At 67.4% G+C, this 22,519-nt stretch carries 20 protein-coding genes; 11 read left to right on the top strand and 9 right to left on the bottom strand.

All coding sequences use genetic code 11. The annotated features are described in order from the left end of the window. Positions 1–269: 269 nt before the first annotated feature. The 6 genes from pyk to gap form a co-directional block, all read right to left on the bottom strand. The gene (pyk, locus tag EO139_RS06585; RefSeq protein WP_104583696.1) at positions 270–1,736 is read right to left on the bottom strand and encodes a pyruvate kinase; all 1,467 of its coding nucleotides are present in this window, start codon (positions 1,734–1,736) and stop codon (positions 270–272) included. 338 nt (positions 1,737–2,074) lie between these two features. Then, entirely contained in the window at positions 2,075–2,728 is a 654-nt protein-coding gene (locus tag EO139_RS06590) for an HAD family hydrolase (RefSeq protein ID WP_126969819.1), read from the bottom strand. Next, positions 2,725–3,900, bottom strand: coding sequence for a phosphoglycerate kinase (locus EO139_RS06595; protein ID WP_104583698.1), 1,176 nt, complete (start codon positions 3,898–3,900; stop codon positions 2,725–2,727). Before EO139_RS06595 ends, EO139_RS06590 begins: the two co-directional genes overlap by 4 nt. A gap of 322 nt (positions 3,901–4,222) precedes the next feature. Next, positions 4,223–5,575 carry a DUF3999 domain-containing protein gene (locus tag EO139_RS06600; protein WP_126969821.1) on the bottom strand — a complete coding sequence of 451 codons (1,353 nt, stop codon included), beginning with the start codon at positions 5,573–5,575 and terminating at the stop codon, positions 4,223–4,225. Continuing rightward, positions 5,572–8,346, bottom strand: coding sequence for a DUF2339 domain-containing protein (locus EO139_RS06605; RefSeq protein WP_126969823.1), 2,775 nt, complete (start codon positions 8,344–8,346; stop codon positions 5,572–5,574). Before EO139_RS06605 ends, EO139_RS06600 begins: the two co-directional genes overlap by 4 nt. Before the next feature lie 245 nt (positions 8,347–8,591). Beyond that, positions 8,592–9,593 carry a type I glyceraldehyde-3-phosphate dehydrogenase gene (gene gap, locus EO139_RS06610; RefSeq protein WP_104648883.1) on the bottom strand — a complete coding sequence of 334 codons (1,002 nt, stop codon included), beginning with the start codon at positions 9,591–9,593 and terminating at the stop codon, positions 8,592–8,594. A 475-nt stretch (positions 9,594–10,068) separates the two neighbouring features. Between gap and EO139_RS06615 the strand changes: the two genes are divergently transcribed. The 9 genes from EO139_RS06615 to EO139_RS06655 all read left to right on the top strand — a co-directional run bounded on the left by EO139_RS06615 (position 10,069) and on the right by EO139_RS06655 (position 16,741). Next, positions 10,069–10,581 carry an SgcJ/EcaC family oxidoreductase gene (locus tag EO139_RS06615; RefSeq protein ID WP_115677302.1) on the top strand — a complete coding sequence of 171 codons (513 nt, stop codon included), beginning with the start codon at positions 10,069–10,071 and terminating at the stop codon, positions 10,579–10,581. Between the two features lie 287 nt (positions 10,582–10,868). After that, positions 10,869–11,492: an OmpW family outer membrane protein gene (locus EO139_RS06620; protein ID WP_119127524.1), complete on the top strand. Its 624-nt coding sequence runs from the start codon at positions 10,869–10,871 to the stop codon at positions 11,490–11,492. Between the two features lie 119 nt (positions 11,493–11,611). Next, on the top strand, positions 11,612–12,226 hold the full coding sequence (locus EO139_RS06625; RefSeq protein WP_126944315.1) for an OmpW family outer membrane protein: 615 nt from the start codon (positions 11,612–11,614) through the stop codon (positions 12,224–12,226). After that, positions 12,198–13,130: a S1/P1 nuclease gene (locus EO139_RS06630; RefSeq protein WP_241235922.1), complete on the top strand. Its 933-nt coding sequence runs from the start codon at positions 12,198–12,200 to the stop codon at positions 13,128–13,130. Before EO139_RS06625 ends, EO139_RS06630 begins: the two co-directional genes overlap by 29 nt. A 13-nt stretch (positions 13,131–13,143) precedes the next feature. Next, the gene (locus tag EO139_RS06635; protein ID WP_126969827.1) at positions 13,144–13,968 is read left to right on the top strand and encodes an MBL fold metallo-hydrolase; all 825 of its coding nucleotides are present in this window, start codon (positions 13,144–13,146) and stop codon (positions 13,966–13,968) included. Positions 13,969–14,044: 76 nt separating this feature from the next. Continuing rightward, positions 14,045–14,821 carry a molybdate ABC transporter substrate-binding protein gene (modA, locus tag EO139_RS06640; RefSeq protein ID WP_104584843.1) on the top strand — a complete coding sequence of 259 codons (777 nt, stop codon included), beginning with the start codon at positions 14,045–14,047 and terminating at the stop codon, positions 14,819–14,821. Positions 14,822–14,836: 15 nt separating this feature from the next. After that, positions 14,837–15,523 carry a molybdate ABC transporter permease subunit gene (gene modB / locus EO139_RS06645; RefSeq protein ID WP_172454204.1) on the top strand — a complete coding sequence of 229 codons (687 nt, stop codon included), beginning with the start codon at positions 14,837–14,839 and terminating at the stop codon, positions 15,521–15,523. Beyond that, complete coding sequence (gene modC, locus EO139_RS06650; protein WP_115677306.1) at positions 15,523–16,137, top strand: molybdenum ABC transporter ATP-binding protein; 615 nt, start codon at positions 15,523–15,525, stop codon at positions 16,135–16,137. Before modB ends, modC begins: the two co-directional genes overlap by 1 nt. A 46-nt stretch (positions 16,138–16,183) precedes the next feature. Next, complete coding sequence (locus EO139_RS06655; protein WP_119131037.1) at positions 16,184–16,741, top strand: flavin reductase family protein; 558 nt, start codon at positions 16,184–16,186, stop codon at positions 16,739–16,741. An 18-nt stretch (positions 16,742–16,759) separates the two neighbouring features. Here EO139_RS06655 and EO139_RS06660 read toward each other — a convergent pair whose 3' ends face one another. Genes EO139_RS06660 through EO139_RS06670 form a run of 3 tightly spaced genes read right to left on the bottom strand, consistent with a single transcriptional unit; the run spans position 16,760 to position 19,006 of the window. Beyond that, positions 16,760–17,344 (bottom strand): hypothetical protein, encoded by a 585-nt coding sequence (locus tag EO139_RS06660; protein ID WP_126970027.1) that lies wholly within the window; start codon positions 17,342–17,344, stop codon positions 16,760–16,762. Next, complete coding sequence (locus EO139_RS06665) at positions 17,344–18,648, bottom strand: TonB family protein (RefSeq protein ID WP_126969829.1); 1,305 nt, start codon at positions 18,646–18,648, stop codon at positions 17,344–17,346. The genes EO139_RS06660 and EO139_RS06665 overlap by 1 nt, the downstream gene beginning before the upstream one ends. Beyond that, the gene (locus EO139_RS06670) at positions 18,638–19,006 is read right to left on the bottom strand and encodes a BlaI/MecI/CopY family transcriptional regulator (RefSeq protein WP_126947566.1); all 369 of its coding nucleotides are present in this window, start codon (positions 19,004–19,006) and stop codon (positions 18,638–18,640) included. The genes EO139_RS06665 and EO139_RS06670 overlap by 11 nt, the downstream gene beginning before the upstream one ends. Positions 19,007–19,156: 150 nt before the next feature. Here EO139_RS06670 and EO139_RS06675 point away from each other — a divergent pair, with 150 nt between their 5' ends. Together EO139_RS06675 and EO139_RS06680 are read left to right on the top strand one after the other, a co-directional pair. Further along, entirely contained in the window at positions 19,157–21,115 is a 1,959-nt protein-coding gene (locus tag EO139_RS06675) for an acetyl-CoA hydrolase/transferase C-terminal domain-containing protein (RefSeq protein ID WP_164739752.1), read from the top strand. Between the two features lie 131 nt (positions 21,116–21,246). Beyond that, complete coding sequence (locus EO139_RS06680) at positions 21,247–22,422, top strand: phosphatidylinositol-specific phospholipase C1-like protein (protein WP_126969831.1); 1,176 nt, start codon at positions 21,247–21,249, stop codon at positions 22,420–22,422. Positions 22,423–22,519: the final 97 nt, after the last annotated feature.

The following is a 22,519-nucleotide window of genomic DNA, read 5'->3' on the forward strand; positions in this document are numbered from 1 at the left end:
GAAGGAAAGTATAGCGACGAAAGTCGTACACATTCCTTCACGGAATGTCTGCAACCGATTACACATGTGCGGCATGACAGGATGTGTGGCGCTGCTCGCAGCGTGATGCGCGTGCCTCGCGCTATGCGCGCCTGCAGGCGCATCCCGCACCGCAGACCATGTCCCGCACAGCACAACGGCGACCCGCAGGCCGCCGCTGTATTTGCAGGCAACGATGGTGGGCCAGCGCGTGCATCGACCTGCGACGCACGCGCGGCTCAGGCCAGGCGTTACAGCTCGCCCAGGCCGCTGGCGCGGCCGTCCTCGCCCACTTCCAGCAGGCGGAGCGTGTTGGTGGCGCCATGGGTTTCCATGTGCTCGCCGCTGGTGAACACCACGCGGTCGCCCGGTCCCATGCGCTCGTTCTCCACCAGCAGGCGGATCGCCGCACGTGCGGCTTCGCGCGGGGTCAGGCCGCGGCTGTCGAAGCTGATCGGGAACACGCCACGCATCATCGCCATGTGGCGGCGTGCGCCATCGTGACGGGTGAAGGCGTAGATCGGCATGTTGGAACGGAAGCGCGACAGGTAACGCGGCGTGCCGCCGGACTCGGTCAACGCAACCACGCCGGCCAGACCGATGTGTTCGGACAGGAACATGGTCGCCATTGCGATCGCCTGGTCGGCGCGCTGCAGGTTGCGTTGCGCCGCTTCGAAGTCGGTGTCGAACTCGAACTGGCGCTCGGCACCCAGACAGATGCGTGCCATCGCTTCCACCGCACGCACCGGGTAGGCGCCGGCCGCGGTTTCGGCCGAGAGCATCACCGCGTCGGTGCCGTCGATGACCGCATTGGCCACGTCCAGCACTTCGGCGCGGGTCGGGATCGGGCTTTCCACCATCGACTGCAGCATCTGCGTGGCGGTGATCACCACTTTGTTCTGCGCCAGCGATTCGCGGATGATCTTCTTCTGCAGGCCCGGCAATTCGGCATCGCCGATTTCCACGCCCAGATCGCCACGCGCCACCATCACCACGTCGGAGGCTTCGACGATCTCGACCAGGTTCTCGATCGCTTCGGTGCGCTCGATCTTGGACACCAGCGCGGCATCGCAGCCATGCTGACGCGCGATACGGCGCGCATCGTTCATGTCCTCGGCGTTGCGGCAGAACGACACCGCGATGAAGTCCACGCCGATCTTGGCGACGATGCCGATCAGTTCCTTGTCGCGCTCGGTCAGCGCGCCCAGCGACAGGCCGCCGCCCTGCTTGTTCAGGCCCTTGCGATCGGACAGCACGCCATCGTTGAGCACGGTGGTGACGATGCGCTGACCCTGCACCTCGGTCACCTGCAGCTGCACCAGGCCATCGTCCAGCAGCAGCACGTCGCCGGCGGCCACGTCCTGCGGCAGGCCGAGGTAGCTGACGCCAACCTGGTGCTGGTCGCCCGCGGGCGCATTGGGGTCGGCCACCAGGTCGAAACGCTCGCCGGTGGTCAGCTTGATCTTGCCTTCGGCAAAGCGTTCGACGCGGATCTTCGGACCCGGCAGGTCGGCCAGGATGCCGACCTCGGCACCGACGCGGACGGCCGCGGCGCGCACTTCGGCAGCGCGCTTGGCCTGGCCGGACGGGTCGCCGTGGCTGAAGTTGAGGCGCACCACGTTGACGCCGGCCTTGAACAAGGCCTCCAGCACACCGGGCGGATCCGTCGCCGGTCCGAGCGTGGCAAGGATCTTGGTGCGGCGTTGACGTTCTTTCATGATGGCCTCCCTGTAAAAGCCGCGAAACTTAACACACGCGTCACCTACCGAGGATGGCATTGCGGCATAGCCACCCTCGCATTCCGGCATGTCCTATAGACAGTGCGGGACAGTACGTACGCTTTCCGCAGCGCGCTGGGCGCGCGGCGGGTTGTTGCTGTGGGCTGCCACCCTAACGCGGCAGCGGTGAAGGTCCCACGGTTCGCAGCAGTCAGCAGACGACAGCGAGCGGACGCCGGGGCGCCGACGCTGCGCGCCCCTCGCCGCCTGCGCATGCGGCCACGCCCAGGCGAGCGCCGGCCGCGCTCGCCTGGCAATGTGCGCGGCTGCGTGGTCCGTCAGTCCTGTCCATCGATCAGGGCGCGCAACTCGGCAGGGGTGCGCGCGATCGCGCCCGCACCTGCGCCCCGCAGCTCGGCTTCGTCGCCAAAGCCCCACAACACGCCGATGCTATGGATGCCGTGATGGTTGGCGCCATCGATATCCATCCGGCGGTCGCCGATCATCACGCAGCCGGTCTTGGCAATGTCCAGGCGTCGCAAGGCTTCGGCAATCAGGTCCGGCTTGAAACGGCGCTCGCCGTCTTCGCTGGCCCCGATCACGTTCTCGAAGCACGCACCGAACGGCAGATGCTCGACGATGCGGCGCGCGTAACGCTCGTTCTTCGAGGTCACCACCGCCAGGCGATGACCGGCGCGCTGCAGGTCCATGACGACTGCACCGATACCGTCGAACACGCTCAGTTCGGTCCAGCCCACCGCGTCGTAACGCTGGCGATACGCTGCCAGTGTGCGCTGCACCAGCGCCGGATCATCAGGAAAACAGTCGGTGAAGCTGTCGCGCAGCGGCGGGCCGATCCACGCGCGCAGGGTTTGCGGCGAGGGTCGCGGCTGGCCCACCGCGTCGAAGGCATGCACGATGCTGGCGACGATGCCCGGCTCCGAATCGACCAGGGTGCCGTCCAGATCGAAGAACAGCGTGGCTGCACTCACTTGCCGCGCGCCTCGAGTGCCGCCACCGCCGGCAGGGTCTTGCCTTCCAGGAACTCCAGGAACGCGCCGCCGCCGGTGGAGATGTAGGTGACGTCCTTGGCGATGTCGTACTTGTCCACCGCGGCCAGGGTGTCGCCGCCACCGGCGATCGAGAACGCCTTGGAGCTGGCAATCGCACGCGCCAGGGTTTCGGTGCCGTGGCTGAAGGGTTCGAACTCGAACACGCCGACCGGCCCGTTCCACACCACGGTGCCGGCACTGGCGATCAGCTCGGCGTAGCGCGTGGCGGTCTGCGGGCCGATGTCCAGGATCAGATCGTCGGCCTCCACCGCATCGAGCGACTTCACCGTCGCCTCGGCATCGGGCAGGAACTGCTTGGCGACGACCACGTCGGTCGGCAACGGAATCTCCGCGCCGCGCAGCTTGGCATCGGCGACGATCTGGTTGGCGGTGGGAATCAGGTCCGGCTCGCTCAGGGACTTGCCCACCGCATGCCCGGCCGCGGCGATGAAGGTGTTGGCGATGCCGCCGCCGACGATCAGCTGGTCGACCTTGTTGACCAGGTTGGACAGCAGCTCCAGCTTGGTGGACACCTTGCTGCCGGCCACGATCGCCAGCAGCGGCTTGGCCGGGTTGTCCAGTGCCTTGGCCAGCGCATCGAGTTCGGCCATCAACAGCGGGCCGCCGGCAGCCACCGGCGCGAAGCGGATCACGCCATGGGTGGAGGCCTGCGCGCGATGCGCGGTGCCGAAGGCGTCCATGACGAACACATCGCACAGCGCGGCGTACTTGCGCGCCAGGGTTTCGTCGTCCTTGCCCTCGCCGACGTTCATGCGGCAGTTTTCCAGCAGCACCACCTGGCCCGGCGCCACCTCCACGCCATCGACCCAGTCGCGCACCAGCGGCACGTCCACGCCCAGCAGCGCTGTCAGGCGCGCGGCCACCGGCGCCAGCGAATCCTCCTCGGTCCAGCTGCCTTCCTTGGGGCGGCCCAGGTGCGAGGTGACCATCACCGCGGCGCCCTTTTCCAGCGCCAGCTGGATGGTGGGCACCGACGCGGTGATGCGCTGCTCGGAGGTGATCTGGCCGTTGTCGATCGGCACGTTGAGATCCTGGCGGATCAGTACGCGCTTGCCGGAGAGATCGAGGTCGGTCATGCGGACGATGGACATGGGGTCAGCTCGCTAGGTCTGGGGAATGGGGATTCGGAAATCGGGATTGGGGAATCGAAAAAGCAGCCGGTGCACGTGGCGCCGATGTCTGGGCGCTGCGCAGATGGGTGGCGTGGGGCAGCCGTTGCACGCTGGCGTTGCGCCCGCGTGCAGGTCGCGGAGATTGCAGCTTGCCTGCCGCGCATATCGCCGCCCATACGGCTGACGATGCGGGGGATGGTCGGTCGAGGACGACGGGCAATGCGGCTGCCTTGGCGACGGGGGATGCCCATTGTCGGACCTTCGCGCCGCAGCGGCAAACCGCCGTGCGGCGCGCGGGTCGTCAGGGGCTGCGATTGGCCGCCGGGCTGCGCAGCAGACTCACGGCGAAACCACCGACCAGCACGGCGCCGCCGATCAGCAGCCCCCACAGCAACCAACGCTTCCAGTCGCGCGGCGTGGCGGCCGGCTGCAGTGCGGCATCGCCGGCCAGCGGCTGCGCCTGCGCGGCGATGCTGGCAGGCGCCGGTTGCCACTGCGCGCCGCGTTCGCGACGCAGCGCCTGCAGCATCGAGGCCAGTGGCGCGTCTCCGCGTTGCACGCGCGCGCTACCCGCGACCACGGCATACGGCGGCAGCCCCTGGGCGAGGAACATCATCTGCTCCGGCTGGTAGCCCACGCGCAGCGTCGGCCTCGCGGTGCTGCGGCCTTGTGCGGCGAGCAAGCGCCATTGGCGATCACGCACCGGGGCCGACAGCTGTTGCGGCGGGGACGCGGCGGCCTTGCCGGCACCGAGTCGATACGCCAACCACGGCCCGGCGCGGCGCAGCCACGGCGCGTCATCGGCATCACGGCTTTCCACGATCCATTCGACCGCCTCGGCCTGACCGCCGCTGACATCGACCTGGGTGACCGGAAAGCGCCCGGGCAAGGCATACAGCACCGCCTTGTCCTGTGCGGTGCCCGGCAACTCCAGCCACTGCGATTGCAGCGGCGCAGCGACGCCGTCCAGTTCCGCATCGACCGCGCGCAAGGCCGGCAGCGCGCCCGACACCGGCACGATGCGCAGATAGCGCGCGCCCTCGTCCAGCGCGATACGGCGTTGCTGCAGACGCTGCGCCTGGTTGTCCAGCGCCATCACGGTGGCGTCGGCGGCCAGCACGCGCCAGTCGCGCAGATCGTCGCTGCCTTCCACACGCAGCCGGGCCTGCACCGGCGTGTTGCCGTCCCAGTCCAGCCACAGCGCACGCGGACGATCACCCAATGCGCTGGCATCGATCAGCCAGCTGCCACCGGCACCTGCAGCGGCGCCGGTGGCAAAACGGCCTTCCAGCCGCCGCACCGCGCCACTGGCATCGCGTTCGGCGATCAGCTGCAGGTCGCCGTTGGCAGGCGCTGCACCGGCCGGCAGCGCAAACACGGGCAGGCGTTGCCGACGCGGCGCGGCAGCCGGCGCGGCATCCACCGGCAAGAGCGCGGCCGGCATCTCCTCGCCACGCGCATCGATCACCGCGACATCGCGCAGCCCTGCGTCCTGTGCGCTGCGATAGATCGCTGCGTTCAAGCGCAGCTGATACAGGCCGGTGTCCGAGCCGGCCACCTGCAGCGGCCACTGTTGCCGGTAGTCCTGGCGCACATCGGCCGCCTGCGCCATCAGCGGCACCAGCAGCAGCCATCCCCATTGCCTCGATTTCATGCCTGTTCCTTGTCGACGCCATCGTCTCCGACGGCCTGCGCGTCGGCCACCGGCTGGCGCGGCGGCGCCGGTGCCAGGTAGCCCACCACGGTGCACAACAGGCCATAGGCCATGAACGAGCCGATGCCAAGCAGATTGCCTAGATGCTGGCGGTCGACCAGCACCAGCTTGGCCAGCACCAGGCCCATCAGCAACGCACCGCCCAGCCACAGCCCACGCTGACCGCGCCGCGAGCCGATCACCCAGCCCAGCACGCCCAGCACGCTCCACACGATGGTCAGGCTGGTCTGCGACAGGGTCGCGCCGATCAAGCCGGCGTCCCATGCCACGCCACCCCAGTGATGCACGCTGTGCAGGGTGCTGCCGGTGACCAGGGCCCAGCCCAGGACACCCAGCGCAGTCACCCGCCACCGTTGCACGACCAACGGCGCCTGCGCAGACCACGCCCACCGCGCCAGCAGGGCCAGCACCGCCAGTTGCGCCAGCTCGGCCGGGTTGAGCAAGGGCAGCCACGGCAACGGCGCGGCGCTCACCGGGTCCAGCAGCACGATCAGCCAACCGCTGCCCAGCACCGCGAACACACCGCCCAGCAACGGGTTGCGTGCCCGATCGAAGCCGGCGCCTTGCGGCCACGCCAGCCACGGCCAGCGCAACAGCCCCACTGCCGCCACGCCCAACCAGGGCGCGGCCAGCAAGGCGCAACGCCAGCCATTTGCCAGCATGTAAGTATCGGCCAACCACGCCACGCCCAGCGACACCACCAACGGCCACAGCAGCCACCAGATGAACTGCGCGGCCACGGCGCCTGCGCCGTGCTGCCTGCGCAGGCACCACAGCGCGCGCGTGCCTGCCACGGCGAACGCCAGCCAGGCCAGCGCCCCCCAATGCGCGAACGGTTGCGTATGCGCATGGCATTGCCACAGCGCCAACGGCGCAGCCAGCGCCAGCCCGGCCATCGCCGTCCACACCAGCGCCGTTGCCGGGCGACGCCGATGCACCTCGGCGGCCAGCCACACGGTGAGCGCGACAAAACCCAGCAGCAGATCCGGCTCGCTGCGCAGATCGCCGGCAAAGCGCAGGATCTCGTGCACGCCGCACAGCGTCCACCAGCCCAGCCCCCACAGATACGCCACCAGCGCGCGGCGCGGCTGCCCTGCATCGCGCAGGAACCAGGCACTGGCCCAGCCAGCCAGTGCAAGCAGCAGAGTGCTCATGCAGGTGGCGTTTGCCACCGCCACCGCGTCGTAACGCCAGGCATCCACACCGAAGGCGACACCCACCGCCGCCAGCAACTGCAATGCCACCCCGCTGAACTGCGAGATCCGACGCCGTTGCCGCAGCCCCAGCCACAGCAGACCGGCACCCTCCAGCGCAAAGACGCTGGCGGTGGCACGCGCCGACAGTGCCAGCGGTACGGCCAGGGTGGCAAAACCGACCGCCAGCATCGCGTGCGCCTGGCCCAGCAGACGCGTGGAGGCACGCCGCAGCAACCAGCTGGCCAGACCCGCGTACAGCGCAGCCACCGCCAACGCGCACAGCGCCAACGGCAGGCGTTCACCATCCAGCAGGCGCGCCTGCAGTGCGAAGGCCACCAGCGGGGTGCCGAACAGCAAGCTGCCGTCGATCAGCTTGCCCGCACTGCCATCGCCACGGCGCGCGTGCAGGACCGGGATTGCCACATACATGGCGAAGAACAGCAGCAGGAACGGCTCGGTGGTGGCAAATTTCGCCGGGGTGTATTGCAGCGCGCCCCACAGCGTGCCGATGCCGAAGGTGAAGGCGAATCCGAGCAGGTTCAGCACCCGCCACGGACGCGTCCAGGCGATCGCCACGATGCCGGCGTTGAGCACCGCGTAATACGCAAACAGCGCGACATGATTGCCGCTGCCGGTGGACAGCCAGATCGGCGCAAGGAAGCCGGCCAGCACCCCCAGCACCGCCAGCGTGCGCGAGTCCTGCACCACCGCCAGCACGCACATGCCGGCAATCAGCACCACGCTGATGCCCATCGCCAGGCCTGCGCCGAGCAGCCCGTACAACTTGAACGCGGCAAACACCGTCAGCAGCAAGCCGCCGATGGCCCCGCCCTGCAACGCCAGCGCAAAGCCCGGCCGCTGCAGCCGCTGCTTCCAGCCCAGGACCAGGCCGGCGAGCGCCAACACACTGATGCCGGCCAGCCGCAGCTCGATCGGCATGCGCATCCAGCCCTGGTCGGTGGCGTACTTCAACAGCGACGCCACGCCGGCCAGCAACACCAGCATGCCGACCTTGACCGGCACGTTGCCTTCGGTGAACCAGCGCTTCACCGCGCTGGCCGCGCACGCCAGCGGGCCTGGTCCGGACGGAACGTCGTACGCTTGCTGCTCGAATTTCGCAGGTGCAGCGGCCAGGGGCGGTGCTTGGACTGCGCTGCGCGCCGTAGCAGATGCGGGCACCTGTGCGGGCAATGATGGCGGCATCGGTCTCGGCATCGGCGCGACTGGCGACGGCGCAGCGTGCACATCTGCGGCGGCAGGCCGCTCAGGGGCGCCAGACCCAGACAGGCCGAGGTCGGACGCCTCCCGCGCCCCCCATGTAACGACTGGCGACTGCATTGGGCTGTGCACCGCCGCCGCGTCCGCGCCGCCTGCACCGCTGGCCTGCCATTGCGCAAGCCGCTGTTCCAGCGCATCCACGCGCCGCCGCAGCCCGGCGATCCACACCAGGGCGATCACCAACCCTACCGGCACCGCAAGCAGCAACAGCACCACCGACACGATCATCGTTTCCAACGCATAACCCCTGAGTCGGCATCCGGCCGAATGCGCGAACCATACAGGCTCAGGACGCGTCTGGGCAGCCAATCCCTGGCTGAAGCGCAGCGACACGATGCCGCCATGGGCACCGGCACGCAATGGCTACATGCATCGACATGCCCCCCCAAGAAAAACGCCCGGTAGAACCGGGCGTTTGAACATCATTCAAAACGAAAGGCCCCGGCATGCCGGGGCCTTCACTCGTCGCCTAGGCGCAAGGATTACTTCGCGACAACCCGCACCATTTCCAGGCACTTGTTGGAATAGCCCCACTCGTTGTCGTACCAGGACACCAGCTTGACGAAGGTCGAATCCAGCGCGATGCCGGCGTCGGCGTCGAACACCGAGGTGCAGGTTTCGCCGCGGAAGTCGGTGGCCACGACCTTGTCTTCGGTGTAACCCAGCACGCCCTTCAAGGCGCCTTCGCTCTGCGCCTTCACTTCGGCACAGATCTCGGCGTAGGTGGCCGGCTTTTCCAGCTCGACGGTGAGGTCGACCACCGACACGTCCGAGGTCGGCACGCGGAAGCTCATGCCGGTCAGCTTCTTGTTGAGCTCGGGAATCACCACGCCCACGGCCTTGGCGGCACCGGTGGAGGACGGAATGATGTTCTCCAGGATGCCGCGCCCACCGCGCCAATCCTTGTTCGACGGGCCGTCCACGGTCTTCTGCGTCGCGGTGGCCGCGTGCACGGTGGTCATCAGGCCGCGCTTGATGCCCCACTTGTCGTTGATCACCTTGGCCAGCGGCGCCAGGCAGTTGGTGGTGCACGAGGCGTTGGAGACGATCGCTTCGCCGTTGTAGGTCTTGTCGTTGACGCCGAACACGAACATCGGCGTGTCGTCCTTGGACGGTGCCGAGAGGATCACCTTCTTGGCGCCGGCGTCGATGTGCTTCTGCGCGGTTTCCTTGGTCAGGAACAGGCCGGTGGACTCGATCACCACGTCGGCACCGACCGCATCCCACTTGAGGTTGGCCGGGTCGCGCTCCTGCGTCAGGCGGATCTTGTTGCCGTTGACGATCAGCGTGTTGCCGTCGACCGACACATCGGCCTTGAAGCGGCCATGCACCGAGTCGTACTGCAGCATGTAGGCGAGGTAATCGGGCTCGAGCAGGTCATTGATGGCCACGATCTCGATGTCATTGGCGAAGTTCTGCACCGCAGAGCGCAGCACGTTGCGGCCGATGCGACCGAATCCGTTGATGCCAACCTTGATTGCCATGTTCACTAGCTCCTGCGGCCGCGATGGCGCGGCGGATGGAAAGGGACCGCCATTCTAGCAGCGTCGCACTCGCGCAGCCGTGCTGCAGCCAGCGCTGCGGCATGTGGCGCCAGGGCGTTGTGCCGTGGTGCATGCGGGGCGGGAATCGGGAATCGGGAATCGAAAGGTGGGCAGGCTGTGTGGGTGCCGTCAATCGACAAGGTGATGAGCTCGGCGCTGCAAGCACGACGCGGTATGGGCTGACGCCTGCCTGACTTGAGGGCCCGTGACGATCTGAGGTGCGGCACGAACGCGGCAATCGGGAATACGCTTTTTTCTTCGATATTTCCAATTCATTTCAATTGCTTAAGTTCCACATCGATACGCTGAAAGGCGTATTGATGCATATGCCGAACAGCGGCATTTCGGCGCTCTGTGGATTTCGATACTGGCCGTGCCTGCTGAGGCACCCATCCATCACAACGGACATTCCCCCATGCGTCGCACCTTTCTCTCTCTGGTCCTGGCACTGGCCGCCACCCCGGCGCTGGCTGGCGGCGTGATGCACTACACCGACAAGGCCACCTTGCCCACCGATGGCGAAGCGCGCGAAGTCGCTGCGCTGTTCGACACCTGGAACGCGGCACTGGCCACCGGCAACCCGCACAAGGTGGCCGATCTGTACGCGCCGGACGGTGTGTTGTTGCCGACCGTGTCCAACGAGGTGCGCGCCTCGCGCGCGCAGATCGAAAAATACTTCGCGATGTTCCTGACCAAGAAGCCGCAGGGCGTCGTCAACTACCGCACCGTGCGCGTGCTCGATGACGACAGCGCAGTGGATGCCGGCGTCTATACCTTCACGCTGACCGACAAGGACGGCAAGAAGAGCAAGGTGCAGGCGCGTTACACCTTCGTGTACGAAAAGCGCGACGACAAGTGGCTGATCATCAACCACCACAGCTCGGCGATGCCGGAAGTGGATGCGCCCAAGCTCGCCAAGGCCAGGTAAGTGCGCGATCCCTGCCGCCATCCGCTCGCTGCCGGCTCCCCCGCGCATGCAGGCGTCGGAGTTCCTTCCCCGCCGCCGCTGGCGTCAGGCGCCTGGCATCGCAGCGCAGAAGCGATGCGCCGGTGCGATCACCGGCACGGCGCAGATCGCTGCTGCCGGTGCCTGTCCCTGCTCACCTCCGCGCATGACCTGTCGCGGCAGCGCGCGCAGCGATTGATCAGGATCAAGGCATCCATCGGGCAAAGCCCCAAGACTTCTTCCATCCTCTGCACACAACGGGAATTTCCATGCGCATGCGCTCTACCCTTCTGCTCGCCGGCCTGGCCGCCGCCTTCGCCAGCGTCCCCGCACTGGCTCAATCCAAAGGCGACTGGACCGTTGCCGTCGGTGCCCACCAGGTCGCTCCCAAATCCGATAACGGCCGCCTGGTCGGCGGTACGCTCGAAGCGGACGTCGGCAAGGACATCAAGCCCACCTTCACTGCGGAATACTTCATTGCCGACAACCTGGGCATCGAAGTACTGGCTGCGCTGCCGTTCGAGCACGACATCGCGCTGCGCGGCCTGGGACGTGTCGCCAGCACCAAGCATCTGCCGCCGGTGATTTCGCTGCAGTACCACTTCAACAGCCAGGGCAAGCTCTCGCCGTTCGTTGGCGCGGGTATCAACTACACCCGTTTCTTCAGCACCGACACGCGTGGCGCGCTGGCCGGCAGCGAACTGGAACTGGACGACTCCTGGGGCCTGGCCCTGCACGCAGGCGTGGACTACAAGCTCAGCGAGCGCGGCGCACTGCGGGTGAACCTGCGCTGGATCGACATCGATACCGAAGCGCGCCTCGACGGCAGCCGCATCGGCACGGTCAACATCGACCCGCTGGTCTACGGCCTGGCCTACGTGCACCGGTTCTGAGCCCGGCAGCGTGCGCGATGCATCTCTGGCACACTTGGCGTCCAGGGACGTGAATCCACCGCCGGAGTTGCGGACAGGTTGGCCACGTCGACCGCCTGTCCGACCTATCCGGGGATTCCATGAGCATGCTGATCCGTACCGCCCTCGCCATCGCACTGGCCGCCTCGGCCGCATCTGCCCTTGCACAATCGGCCGGCCACTGGACCACGGGCTACGGCGCCGGCTATGTCTCGCCCAAGTCCGACAGCGGCAGCTTCGGCGGCACGCGTGCCGAGATCAAGGGCGCCCCGACGCTGTCGTTCACCTACGAATACTTCCTGCGCAACAACCTCGGCATCGAGGTGCATGCCGCGGTGGCGGGCAAGCACGATCTGGAGCTTGAGGGCGTCGGCAAGGTGGGCAGCTACTGGTCGGTACCGCCGAGCGTGCTGTTGCAGTACCACATCAACGGCTACGGCACGGTGTCGCCGTTCGTGGGTGTCGGCATCAACTACACCACGTTTGTCGGCGAGGACGTCGATGACGCCTTCGGCAACGGCGATCTGCGCTTCGACGATTCGGTGGGCGCCACCGCACATATCGGTGTGGACTACATCTTCAACGAGCGCAGCGGCCTGCGCGTGGATGCGCGCTGGACCGATTCGCGCAGCAATGTCGATTTCAATGGCAGCCGGCTGGGCAAGGCGCGGATCGATCCGCTGACCTATGGCGTGTCGTACCTGGTCTATTTCTAAGCCTGCCGCAGACGCCGCGCTGAGCCGTGGCTGTGGTCGGACCGGGACGGCCATCAAACCGTCCCGGACCGATGCGTACAATTGCCGGATGAAGACCTTCTCCCCTCGCCTCCTCCTTCTTGCCGCAACCGTTGCCGCGGCATTCCAGCCCATCAGCGCCTTCGCCTGGGGGCCGCAAGGCCACCGCCTGGTGGCGCGCATTGCCGAGACCGAGCTGAGCCCGCAGGCGCGGGCACAAGTGGCGCAATTGCTGAAAGGCGACGCCAATCCGACACTGGCCGGTGTCGCCACCTGGGCCGACGAATTGCGCGAGCACGATCCGGACCTGGGCAAGCGCTCCGGCCCGTGGCATTACGTCAATCTCGGCGAGCACGACTGTACGTACGAGCCGCCGCGCGACTGCCCGGACGGCAACTGCGTGATCGCCGCGCTGGATCGGCAGACCGCGCTGCTTGCCGACCGCAGCCAGCCCCTGGACGTGCGTCGGCAGGCCCTGAAGTTCGTGGTGCATTTTGTCGGCGACATCCACCAGCCGATGCATGCCGGCTACGCGCACGACAAGGGCGGCAATGCATTCCAGCTGCAGGTCGCTGGCAAGGGCAGCAACCTGCATGCGCTGTGGGACAGCGGCATGCTCAACGACCGCCAGCTTGATGACGATGTCTATCTGCAACGCCTGCTGGCGTTGCCGGCGACCGCGGCAACATCGCCGGTGCTGCCACCGCCGGCTGCGGCCTGGGCGCAGGCCTCCTGCAGGATCGCGATCACGCCCGGCGTCTATCCGGACAAGCACGTGTTGCCGGACGGCTACATCGCGACCTACCGTCCGGTTGCCGAGACCCAATTGCGCGAGGCTGGCGACCGACTGGCCGCCGTGCTCAACGCGGCGCTGGCCACGCCCTGAGATGGAGACGCCGATGCAGCCCGAGGTGCTTGCGTTCTTTCACGCCGACAGCAACACCTTCACCTATGTGGTCGCCGACGCGGCGACCGGGGCGGCAGCGGTGATCGACCCGGCGCTGGACTATGCGGCCGACAGCGGCGCGGTCGGCACGCGCGCCGCGCAGGCGATCGTCGATGCCATCGCCCACCGCGGCTGGCAGGTGCAGTGGCTGCTGGAAACCCATGCGCATGCCGATCACCTGTCTGCCGCGCAGTGGCTGAAACAGCACTGGCCACAGGCACGCATCGGCATCGGCGACGGCATTCGGGACGTGCAGCAGACGCTCGCGCCACACTACGCGCTGCCGGAAGACTTCCGTGCCGATGGCTCGCAGTTCGATCACCTGTTCGCCGATGACGAGCGCTTCGCCCTGGGCACGCTGCAGGTACGTGTCATCGCGGTGCCCGGGCATACCAGCGACAGCATCGCGTATCTGATCGGCGATGCGCTGTTCCCCGGCGATTCGTTGTTCATGCCCGACGCCGGCACCGCGCGCTGCGATTTCCCCGGTGGCGATGCACGGCAACTGTTTGCCTCGATCCAGCGCATGTACGCGCTGCCGAAAGACACGCGCGTGTTCGTCTGCCATGACTACGGCCCGGGCGGCCGCGACGTGGCGTACCAGACCAGCATCGGCGAGCAGCGGCGCAGCAATATCCATGTGCGCGATGGCGTGGAGGTCGATGCGTTCGTGGCGCAGCGCCAGGCCCGCGATGCCACGCTGCCCGAGCCCAGGCTGATCCGGCCGGCATTGCAGACCAATCTGCAGGCCGGCCGCTGTGACGGGGTGGTTCGCTGACGCGTCAGCGTGGCCGCCACGCGGCGCATCGCGCGCAGCCGCTATGATCGGTGCCTGACCCTGCTGGAGACCCCCCATGCGCACGATCGGTTTTTGGCAGCGCGCGTTCTGCGTGCTGATGCTTGCCCTGCCCGTCCTGGCCATGGCGCAGACCGCGCCGGTGACGGTGTTTGCTGCGGCAAGCCTGAAGGAATCCATGGACGAGGCCGCGGCCGCCTACCAGAAGGCGACCGGCACGCCCGTGCGCGTCTCCTACGCCGCCAGCTCTGCACTGGCACGCCAGATCGAGCAAGGCGCACCGGCAGACGTGTTCTTTTCGGCCGACCTGGAATGGATGGACTATCTGCAGCAGCGCGGCCTGGTGCTGCCGGCGCAGCGTCACAACCTGCTCGGCAATACCCTGGTGTTGATCGCCCCGGCCAGCAGCAGGCTGCGCGTGGATCCGCGCCAGCCGGGCGCGATTGCCAGGGCGCTCGGCGAGCGCGGTCGGCTGGCGGTGGGCCAGACCAACAGCGTGCCGGCGGGCAAGTATGCCGCCGCAGCGCTGCGCAAGCTCGGCCACTGGGACGGCGTGAGCAATCGCCTGGCCGAGTCGGAAAGCGTGCGCGCCGCGTTGATGCTGGTCTCGCGCGGGGAGGCGCCGCTGGGCATCGTGTACGGCTCGGATGCACGCGCCGACCCCAAGGTCCGCGTGGTTGCCACCTTCCCCGACGATAGCCACGAGGCCATCGTGTATCCGGTTGCCGCGTTGAAGAACAGCAGCAATGCCGGCACCGCCGCGTTCGTGCAGTGGCTGGGCAGCAAGCCGGCCGGGGCGATCTTCGTGCGCCGTGGTTTTTCGTTGCAGGATTGAGGCGCGCCGTTGTCGATGTTCACCCCGCAGGAGCTGACCGCGATCGGCCTGAGTCTCAAGGTCGCCATCGTTGCAGCCATCGCCAGCCTGCCGCCAGGCATCGCCTGTGGCTGGCTGCTGGCGCGGCGGCGCTTCCCGGGCAAGGCGCTGCTGGATGCCCTGCTGCATTTGCCGCTGGTGATGCCACCGGTGGTGACCGGTTACGCGCTGCTGGTGGTGCTGGGCACGCAGGGGCCGGTCGGCAGCTGGCTGCTGGAGCACCTCGGCATCCAGTTCGCATTCCGCTGGACCGGTGCGGCGCTGGCATGCGCGGTGATGGGGTTCCCGTTGATGGTGCGCGCGATCCGCTTGTCCATCGAAGCGACCGATCGTCGCCTGGAAGCGGCCGCCGCCACGCTCGGCGCGGGCCCGTGGCGGGTGTTCTTCAGCATCACCTTGCCGCTGGCCTGGCCTGGCCTGGTGGCCGGCATGGTGCTGGCGTTCGCCAAGGCCCTGGGCGAATTCGGCGCGACCATCACCTTCGTGTCCAATATCCCTGGCGAAACCCAGACCTTGTCGTCGGCCATCTACGGGCTGATGCAGGTGCCGGGCATGGAATCGGGCGTGTGGCGGCTGGCCGGCGTTGCCTTGGCGATCTCGCTGGCGGCGCTGCTGCTGTCCGAGTGGCTGGTGCGCAGACCGCATCCACGCGAGGACGGCTGATGCTCGATATCGACCTGCACCTGCAGCGCGGCAATTTCCAACGGCATGTCCACATCCAGGACCAAGCCCGTGTGGTGGCCCTGGTCGGCCCCTCCGGCGCGGGCAAGAGCACGGTGCTCAACGCAATCGCCGGTTTGGTGCGGCCGCAGGCCGGGCATATCCGCATCGACGGGCGCTGCCTGTATGACGCCCGGCAAGGCGTGGACCTGCCCACGCACAAGCGCAGGATCGGCTACGTGTTTCAGGATGCGCGGCTGTTTCCGCATCTGGATGTGCGCCGCAACCTGCGTTATGGCCGGCACGCCCGAGGCGCGGCGCCATTCGGCTTCGACGACGTGGTGGCGCTGCTGGGTATAGCGCCGTTGCTGCAACGCCGGCCACGCAATCTCTCCGGAGGCGAAGCGCAGCGTGTGGCGATCGGCCGCGCCTTGTTGTCGCAACCAGCGATCCTGTTGTTCGACGAGCCCTTGTCGGCACTGGATCAGGCGCGCCGCGAAGAACTGATTCCCTACCTGCAACGCGTGCGCGACGAAATCCGCCTGCCGATGTTGTACGTCAGCCACAATCCCGATGAAGTGCAGCGCATCGCAGATAGCGTGCATGTGCTGGAATGAGCGCATCGACACCGTCGATCGCCACATCCAATCAGTTGGTGTGTCCATGAAACAGTATCGGAAACATGCATTCCCGGTGGAGCAGGCGCGCCGCTTCCTGGAACCGGGGCCGGTGGTGCTGGTGAGCTCGGCCCACAAGGGCCAGCGCGACATCATGACCATGGGCTGGCATATGGTGCTGGAGTTTTCGCCCTCGCTGATCGCCTGCTGCATCGCCCCCGGTAACCACAGTTTCGAACTGGTCCGGCGCAGCAAACAATGCGTGATCAATCTGCCGACGGCCGAGCTGCTCGACACCGTGATCGGCATTGGCAACAGCAGCGGTGCCCAGATGGACAAGTTCGACCACTTCGGGCTGACTGCCGTCCCCGGCCAGCGGGTCGCGGCGCCAGCCATCGCCGAGTGCTACGCCAGTTTCGAATGCCGCCTGCACGACGGCCGGCAGATCAACCGCCACGCCCTCTTCGTCTGGGAAGTGGTGAGCGCGCAGGTGGCCAGGCGGCCTGCGCTGCCCAGGACGGTGCATTACCGCGGCGATGGCCGCTTCATGCTGTCCGGCAAAGAAGTCTCGCGGCGGCGCCTGTTCGCACCTGAAATGCTCTGATGACAGCGATGCGCATGCTCATTGCGCCACCTTGCCCTGCCGCACGCTGACCTTGCCCTGCCGTACTTCGAAGGTGAACGCGAACGACAGCGTCACCGGTACCGGTTCCTCGCTGATCGCGCCGCTGCAGTCGTCAAGCGCCGCCGGCTGTGCCACGCCGGCGGCAAACGTGCACAGTGCGGCCGGCACGAACCGCCATTGCTGCACCGTGGTACGCACCGCCTGCAGCAGATCGGCGTTGTCCGGCAGCAGACCGGCCGCGCATTCGTCGCGATCGGACATGGGGTCGACGCGCTGCACCGCGCCGTCGGCGGCCAGGATCACATGCGCGCATACGGTGGTCGGCGGCAGGGTCTGCCGTGGCGAGTCGGCCGGCAGCACCGGCGCATCGCTGCGCAGTGCGCGCGGCATCCGGAAACGCTGTGCCGGCGCCAGTGTGTAAGACTGGATGGATGAGGTGCCGTCACCGCCCGACTGCGCGCTCAGCATGCGCTGGTCCACCGAATCTTCGCGCTGGCTGCGCTGCTGTTCCTGCACGCCCTGCGTTGCACATGCGCCGAGCGACAGCGCCAGGGCTGCAGTGAATATCGGAGTAAATCGCATCACGGCTTCTCCTGCATTGCGCAGCCTGCCGAGGCACAACCGGCAAGACGGCTGGACGCTGGCGCATCCGGGTGCGCTGCGCCGGCATCGGCATCGGCAGCCGTGGACGTTTGCTCCGGCGCATCCAGTTCGAACTTCACCGGCACGCGCACCGTGGAAGCAATCGCCCTGCCATGTGCAGACGCAGGTGTCAGCCGCCACTGACGCGCTGCCTCCAGCACCGCTTGATCGAACACGCCGGCCGGGCTGCTCTGCACGACGGCAATCTGCTCCGGTACGCCGCCCGGGCTGACCTGGATCTGCAGTTCGACAAAACCTTCGATGCCCTTGTCGAACGCGGCTGCCGGATACCGCGGTGGTTGCATCGTGGAAAAATCCACCGCGCTGCCCGCCGCCAGCGCCGGGTGTGCCGGCAACGCAATGCGCGCCGGCTGCATGGCCCAGGCAGCGGTGCTGATCGTCGCCGCCAGCAGCAGCACCATCACCACGCGCCAGTGCGCATGCCCGGCAGCTGCGGGTAAACCGCGCAGTGCCGCGATCCGTTGCGCCAACGGAGGCGACGCAGCCCAATGACAGGCCAGTTGCGTGCAACCGGCACCAAGCTGGGTCTTGAGCATGGCCGTGGCGTAACTGCGGCGCTTGCCCGGATGTTGCGCCAGCACGGCCGCATCGCAGGCCAGCTCCTGGTCCAGCCGGAACGCACGCCAGGCCAGATGCATCAGCGGGTTGAACCAGCCGATGCAGAGCATCAGCGCTGCCAGCAGATTCGCATGCAGATCGCCGCGCCGCAGATGCATGCCCTCATGTGCCAGGATCAGCGCACGCTCATCGGCGTCGTAGCGCACGCTGAAATCGGCCGGTACCACGATGCGCGGACGCCAGAGTCCCAGCGATGCGGGAAGGCCGACATCGTGCGTGGCCGACCAGAGCCGGTGGTCGAGCCGATGCAACGGCCCCAGCCGGCGCAGGAAGCGCCGTTGCCGCGTCCACACTCCGAACGCCATCACCACCGCGCCGCCCAGCCACGCTGCCGCCAGCCAGCTTGCCCACGCCTGGCCTTGGCCCTGCACGCTGGACAGCGCCGGCAGGGCAGTCAGCGCCGGTAACCTCGGCACCGCCACGCCGAGAGACGGGCCTGGCAACACGGCCGCCACCAGGGCCAGCGGGACGCAGGACCAGATCGCATACGCCCCGGTGGCACCCGACAGCTTGCGCAGCGGGCGACGCAGGAACAGGCAGACCAGCAGCGCGACGGTGATGTACAGCGTTGCGCGCGACACCAGGACCCAGGCCTCAGGGTTCATCGTCCAGCTCCTTGATCAGTTGTTTCAGCTCCGCGATATCGGACGCGCTGAGTTTTCCGCGCTCGCTGAAATGCGCCACCAGTGGCGCCACCCGCCCACCGAACAGGCGTTGCAGCAATCCCTCGCTCTGCTGCTGCACCCACTGCTCGCGCGCCAGCACCGGCGAGTAGAGATAGCGCCGCCCTTCTTTCACCGCGCGGATGGCGCCCTTGCCAAGCAGGCGGTTGAGCAGGGTCTTCACCGTCGGCTCGGCCCAGTTGCTGTGGGCAGCCAGCGCGGCGACCACGTCGTCGGCGCTGCGCGGCGCCGCATCCCAGAGCACCTGCATCACAACTGCTTCGGCTTCGCTGATCGGCATGCGATTACATCCGTAATTTTTATCGATTACGCATGTAAAACTTTGACCTGTCAAGCCCGTCCCAACAGCGTTGCGGCAACGGGTGCATCAACCCGGTCTTGTCAGCAGTCCGGGTAACCACCCCGCCATCGCCTCGGCTACCCTGCACCGATGACTGACCATCTGACCGACCTGCCCAGCGCTGTTGCGCACATCCTGCAACGCCTCGACGGCCCGCTACGTGTCGGCGCGCCGCTGGGCATCGGCAAGCCGCACCGGCTATTGAACGCGCTATATGCGCAGCTCAAGCACACGCCCACGCGGCCACTGGCGCTGTATACCGCGTTGTCGCTCAACCCGCCCAAGCCGGGCACGGGGCTGGAGGCGCGCTTTGTGGCCCCGTTCATCGCGCGCCATTTCGGCGAGGATTTCCCGCGTCTTGCCTATGTCGATGACATGCTGCGCGATGCACTGCCGGCGCATGTGCAGGTGGAAGAGTTCTACATGCAGTCCGGCGGGTTGCTGCACTCCACCCAGGCGCAGGCCGACTACACGAGTCTCAACTACACCCACGCTGCTGCCGCAGTGGCGCAGCGCGCACCGAACCTGATCGTGCAGAAAGTGGCGCGCGAACCGGGCGGCACGCGGCTGTCGTTGTCGTGCAACAACGACATCACCCAGGACACGCTGGATGCGGTGCAGGCACTTGGCCTGCCGCGTCCCATGCTGGTGGCGGAAGTGGACACGCAACTGCCGTGGATCGGTGGCACCGCGGCGGTGGATGAGGCCTTCTTCGACCTGGTCATCGACCTGCCCGGTCCGTCGCCGCGCCTGTTCGGCCTGCCCAGGCAACCGGTGAACAGCGTCGACTACGCCATCGGCCTGTATGCCAGCACGCTGGTCCGCGATGGCGGCACCTTGCAGATCGGCATCGGCACCCTGGCCGATGCGCTGAGCCATGCCTTGGTCTTGCGACACACCGACAACGCCACCTATCGGCGTGTGCTGCATGCGCTGGACCCGGAACTGGAGCAGCACCCTGCCGTGCACGCCAGCGGTGGCCTGGCGCCGTTCGAGACCGGCCTGTATGGCTGCAGCGAAATGCTCAATGAAGGTTTCAAGCAGCTGGTGGACTGCGGCGTGATCCGCCGCAAGGTGCACGATGATCTGCCGCTGATGCAGCGCATCGCCGACGGTGGCGCCGACGCGGCCGATCACGCGCGCCTGGCACGCGAAGGCGAGTTTCTGCACGGCGCGTTCTATCTCGGCTCGCCGGATTTTTACCGCTGGCTGCGCGATCTGGACGCGGACACGCGCGATGCCATCGGCATGCGCCGCATCAGCCAGATCAACCAGCTGTATGGCGGCAACGAAACGCTGGAGCGCCTGCAACGCCGCGATGCGCGCTTCTTCAACTCCTGCATGATGGCCACCGCGCTCGGCGCGGCGGTGTCCGACGGGCTGGAAGATGGCCGTGTGGTCTCCGGTGTCGGCGGCCAATACAACTTCGTGGCGATGGCGCATGCCTTGCCGCAGGCGCGCAGCGCGTTGATGCTGCGGGCCACGCGCGATGCCGGTGCGCACGCAGCGAGCAATGTGCGCTGGAACTACGGGCACACCACCATCCCGCGCCATCTGCGCGACCTGTACATCACCGAGTACGGCATCGCCGACCTGCGCCACCAGACCGACCAGGACTGCGTGTTGGCGATGGCCGGCATCTGCGATGCACGCTTCCAGGACGCATTGCTGGCGAGCGCCAAGGCATCGCGCAAGCTACGTGGCAACCCTGCATTGCCTGCGCGTGCACGACGCAACACGCCGCAGGCGCTGGAACAGGCGCTGGCGCCGTTCCGTCGCGATGGCAGCCTGCCCGACTACCCGCTCGGCAGCGACTTCAGCGAGGTCGAGCAGCGCGTGCTGTGCGCCCTGACCTGGCTCAAACGCGCAACGGTTGGCAACAGCGCCAAGCTGATGACCCTCTGCCGCGCACTGCTGTCACGCGATACCGCCGATGCAAGCGGTGCCGCCGCTCTGCAGCGGATGGCACTGGATGCACCACGCAGCAGTGCCGAGCGCGTGCAGGCACGGCTGCTGGCATATGCCTTGCGGAAAACCGCAGTGCACTGAGCCGTCCGTGTCGCGAGACGCGAGGCCATGGCGCGTTTTCCGCAATATGACGCACGACGGCAACACGGCGGAAAGCCTTGCGTCAGATTTGGCCTCGATGATGGCGGGTACCTTCTTTCCGGCCTGGCTGCATGCGCTTGCTCCCCGCTGTTTCGGCGTTGAATCCACGCAATGACCGCAGAACGAAGCCATCGCGCGCGAAGCGAAGCAGCACACGCAGCGCAGCATGCCTTGGCCTGCTGCTGATGGCCGGCGCGACCGCGCACGCCGCTCCCCGCCTTACCGACCTGCAATATATCGGCAGCCATAACAGCTACCACGCCGGCTTCGCCCCCAGCGAAGCGACGCTGCTGCAACAACTGAGTCCGGAGCTGTTCGCGGCGCTGGATTACCGCCATCCGCCGCTGGCCCAACAACTGGACGATGGCGTCCGGCAACTGGAACTGGATGTCTTCGCCGACGCCAACGGCGGCCGCTACGCGCACCCGGCCATCGTCGCGCAGGTTGCCAAGGCCGGCTTGCCACCCGCAGCGCCAAGCGCACCCGCCGGGGTGATGGACAAGCCCGGCTTCAAGGTCATGCACGTGCAGGATGTGGACCAGCGCAGTACCTGCCAGCCGTTGATCGCCTGCCTGCAGGAAGTGCGCGCATGGTCGATGCAGCATCCCGGGCATGTGCCGATCTTCATCCTGCTGGAAACCAAGCAGGCGCCGATGCAACTGGCCTTTCCGACCGTGCAGCCGGAGCCGTTCGATCCGGCGGCGATGGATGCATTGGATGCGGAGCTGCGCTCGGTGTTTCGACCCGGCGAGTACCTCAGCCCCGATCAGGTCCGTGGCAGCGCAGCCACGCTCGACGCCGCGGTGCGTGCCCACGGCTGGCCGCCGTTGGACCAGGCACGCGGCAAGGTGGTGTTCCTGCTGGACCAACGTGCGGCCGGTGCCAGCTACCTGCCCGGGCATCCGTCGCTGCGCGGACGCGTGTGCTTCACCAATGCCGTGCCTGGCCAAGACGATGCCGCGTTCACCGAACTCAATGATGGCCCCGCCGAGACGATCACCCAGCTGGTGAAAGCCGGCTATCTGGTACGCACGCGGACCGACGCAGACCTGAAGGAAGCGCTGCGACACGACACCACCCGCCGCGACCGCATGCTGGCCAGCGGCGCGCAGTTGCTCAGCACCGACTTCCCCGCACACGAGCCGGCCGGCAACGGTTATGTGGTGCGTTTCGACGGCGATGCCGTCGCACGCTGCAATCCGCAGCTGGCGCAGGCGCACTGCACGGGCGTCGACCTCAGGCATTGAGTCGCGATCGCGATCGTCGTCGCAATCCCGGCCCCAAGCACAGCGCTGTCGCAAAGGAAGGCGTCGGCGACGCACGCCCGTACCCGCGTCACGAGGG

The sequence above is a fragment of the Xanthomonas sp. BRIP62411 genome (assembly GCF_003993525.1).
Classification (GTDB): Bacteria; Pseudomonadota; Gammaproteobacteria; order Xanthomonadales; family Xanthomonadaceae; genus Xanthomonas; species Xanthomonas euroxanthea.

What these genes read in the sequence shown, in the direction of transcription:
- EO139_RS06675 (WP_164739752.1), top strand. Translation starts at nt 19,157, where the DNA reads ATGACTGACCATCTGACCGACCTGCCCAGCGCTGTTGCGCACATCCTG.
- modA (WP_104584843.1), top strand. Translation starts at nt 14,045, where the DNA reads ATGCGCACGATCGGTTTTTGGCAGCGCGCGTTCTGCGTGCTGATGCTT.
- EO139_RS06670 (WP_126947566.1), bottom strand. Translation starts at nt 19,006, where the DNA reads ATGCCGATCAGCGAAGCCGAAGCAGTTGTGATGCAGGTGCTCTGGGAT.
- EO139_RS06615 (WP_115677302.1), top strand. Translation starts at nt 10,069, where the DNA reads ATGCGTCGCACCTTTCTCTCTCTGGTCCTGGCACTGGCCGCCACCCCG.
- EO139_RS06630 (WP_241235922.1), top strand. Translation starts at nt 12,198, where the DNA reads ATGGCGTGTCGTACCTGGTCTATTTCTAAGCCTGCCGCAGACGCCGCG.
- EO139_RS06600 (WP_126969821.1), bottom strand. Translation starts at nt 5,575, where the DNA reads ATGAAATCGAGGCAATGGGGATGGCTGCTGCTGGTGCCGCTGATGGCG.
- EO139_RS06625 (WP_126944315.1), top strand. Translation starts at nt 11,612, where the DNA reads ATGAGCATGCTGATCCGTACCGCCCTCGCCATCGCACTGGCCGCCTCG.
- EO139_RS06665 (WP_126969829.1), bottom strand. Translation starts at nt 18,648, where the DNA reads ATGAACCCTGAGGCCTGGGTCCTGGTGTCGCGCGCAACGCTGTACATC.
- modC (WP_115677306.1), top strand. Translation starts at nt 15,523, where the DNA reads ATGCTCGATATCGACCTGCACCTGCAGCGCGGCAATTTCCAACGGCAT.
- pyk (WP_104583696.1), bottom strand. Translation starts at nt 1,736, where the DNA reads ATGAAAGAACGTCAACGCCGCACCAAGATCCTTGCCACGCTCGGACCG.
- EO139_RS06680 (WP_126969831.1), top strand. Translation starts at nt 21,247, where the DNA reads ATGCGCTTGCTCCCCGCTGTTTCGGCGTTGAATCCACGCAATGACCGC.
- EO139_RS06655 (WP_119131037.1), top strand. Translation starts at nt 16,184, where the DNA reads ATGAAACAGTATCGGAAACATGCATTCCCGGTGGAGCAGGCGCGCCGC.
- EO139_RS06635 (WP_126969827.1), top strand. Translation starts at nt 13,144, where the DNA reads ATGCAGCCCGAGGTGCTTGCGTTCTTTCACGCCGACAGCAACACCTTC.
- gap (WP_104648883.1), bottom strand. Translation starts at nt 9,593, where the DNA reads ATGGCAATCAAGGTTGGCATCAACGGATTCGGTCGCATCGGCCGCAAC.
- EO139_RS06620 (WP_119127524.1), top strand. Translation starts at nt 10,869, where the DNA reads ATGCGCATGCGCTCTACCCTTCTGCTCGCCGGCCTGGCCGCCGCCTTC.
- EO139_RS06595 (WP_104583698.1), bottom strand. Translation starts at nt 3,900, where the DNA reads ATGTCCATCGTCCGCATGACCGACCTCGATCTCTCCGGCAAGCGCGTA.
- EO139_RS06660 (WP_126970027.1), bottom strand. Translation starts at nt 17,344, where the DNA reads ATGCGATTTACTCCGATATTCACTGCAGCCCTGGCGCTGTCGCTCGGC.
- modB (WP_172454204.1), top strand. Translation starts at nt 14,837, where the DNA reads ATGTTCACCCCGCAGGAGCTGACCGCGATCGGCCTGAGTCTCAAGGTC.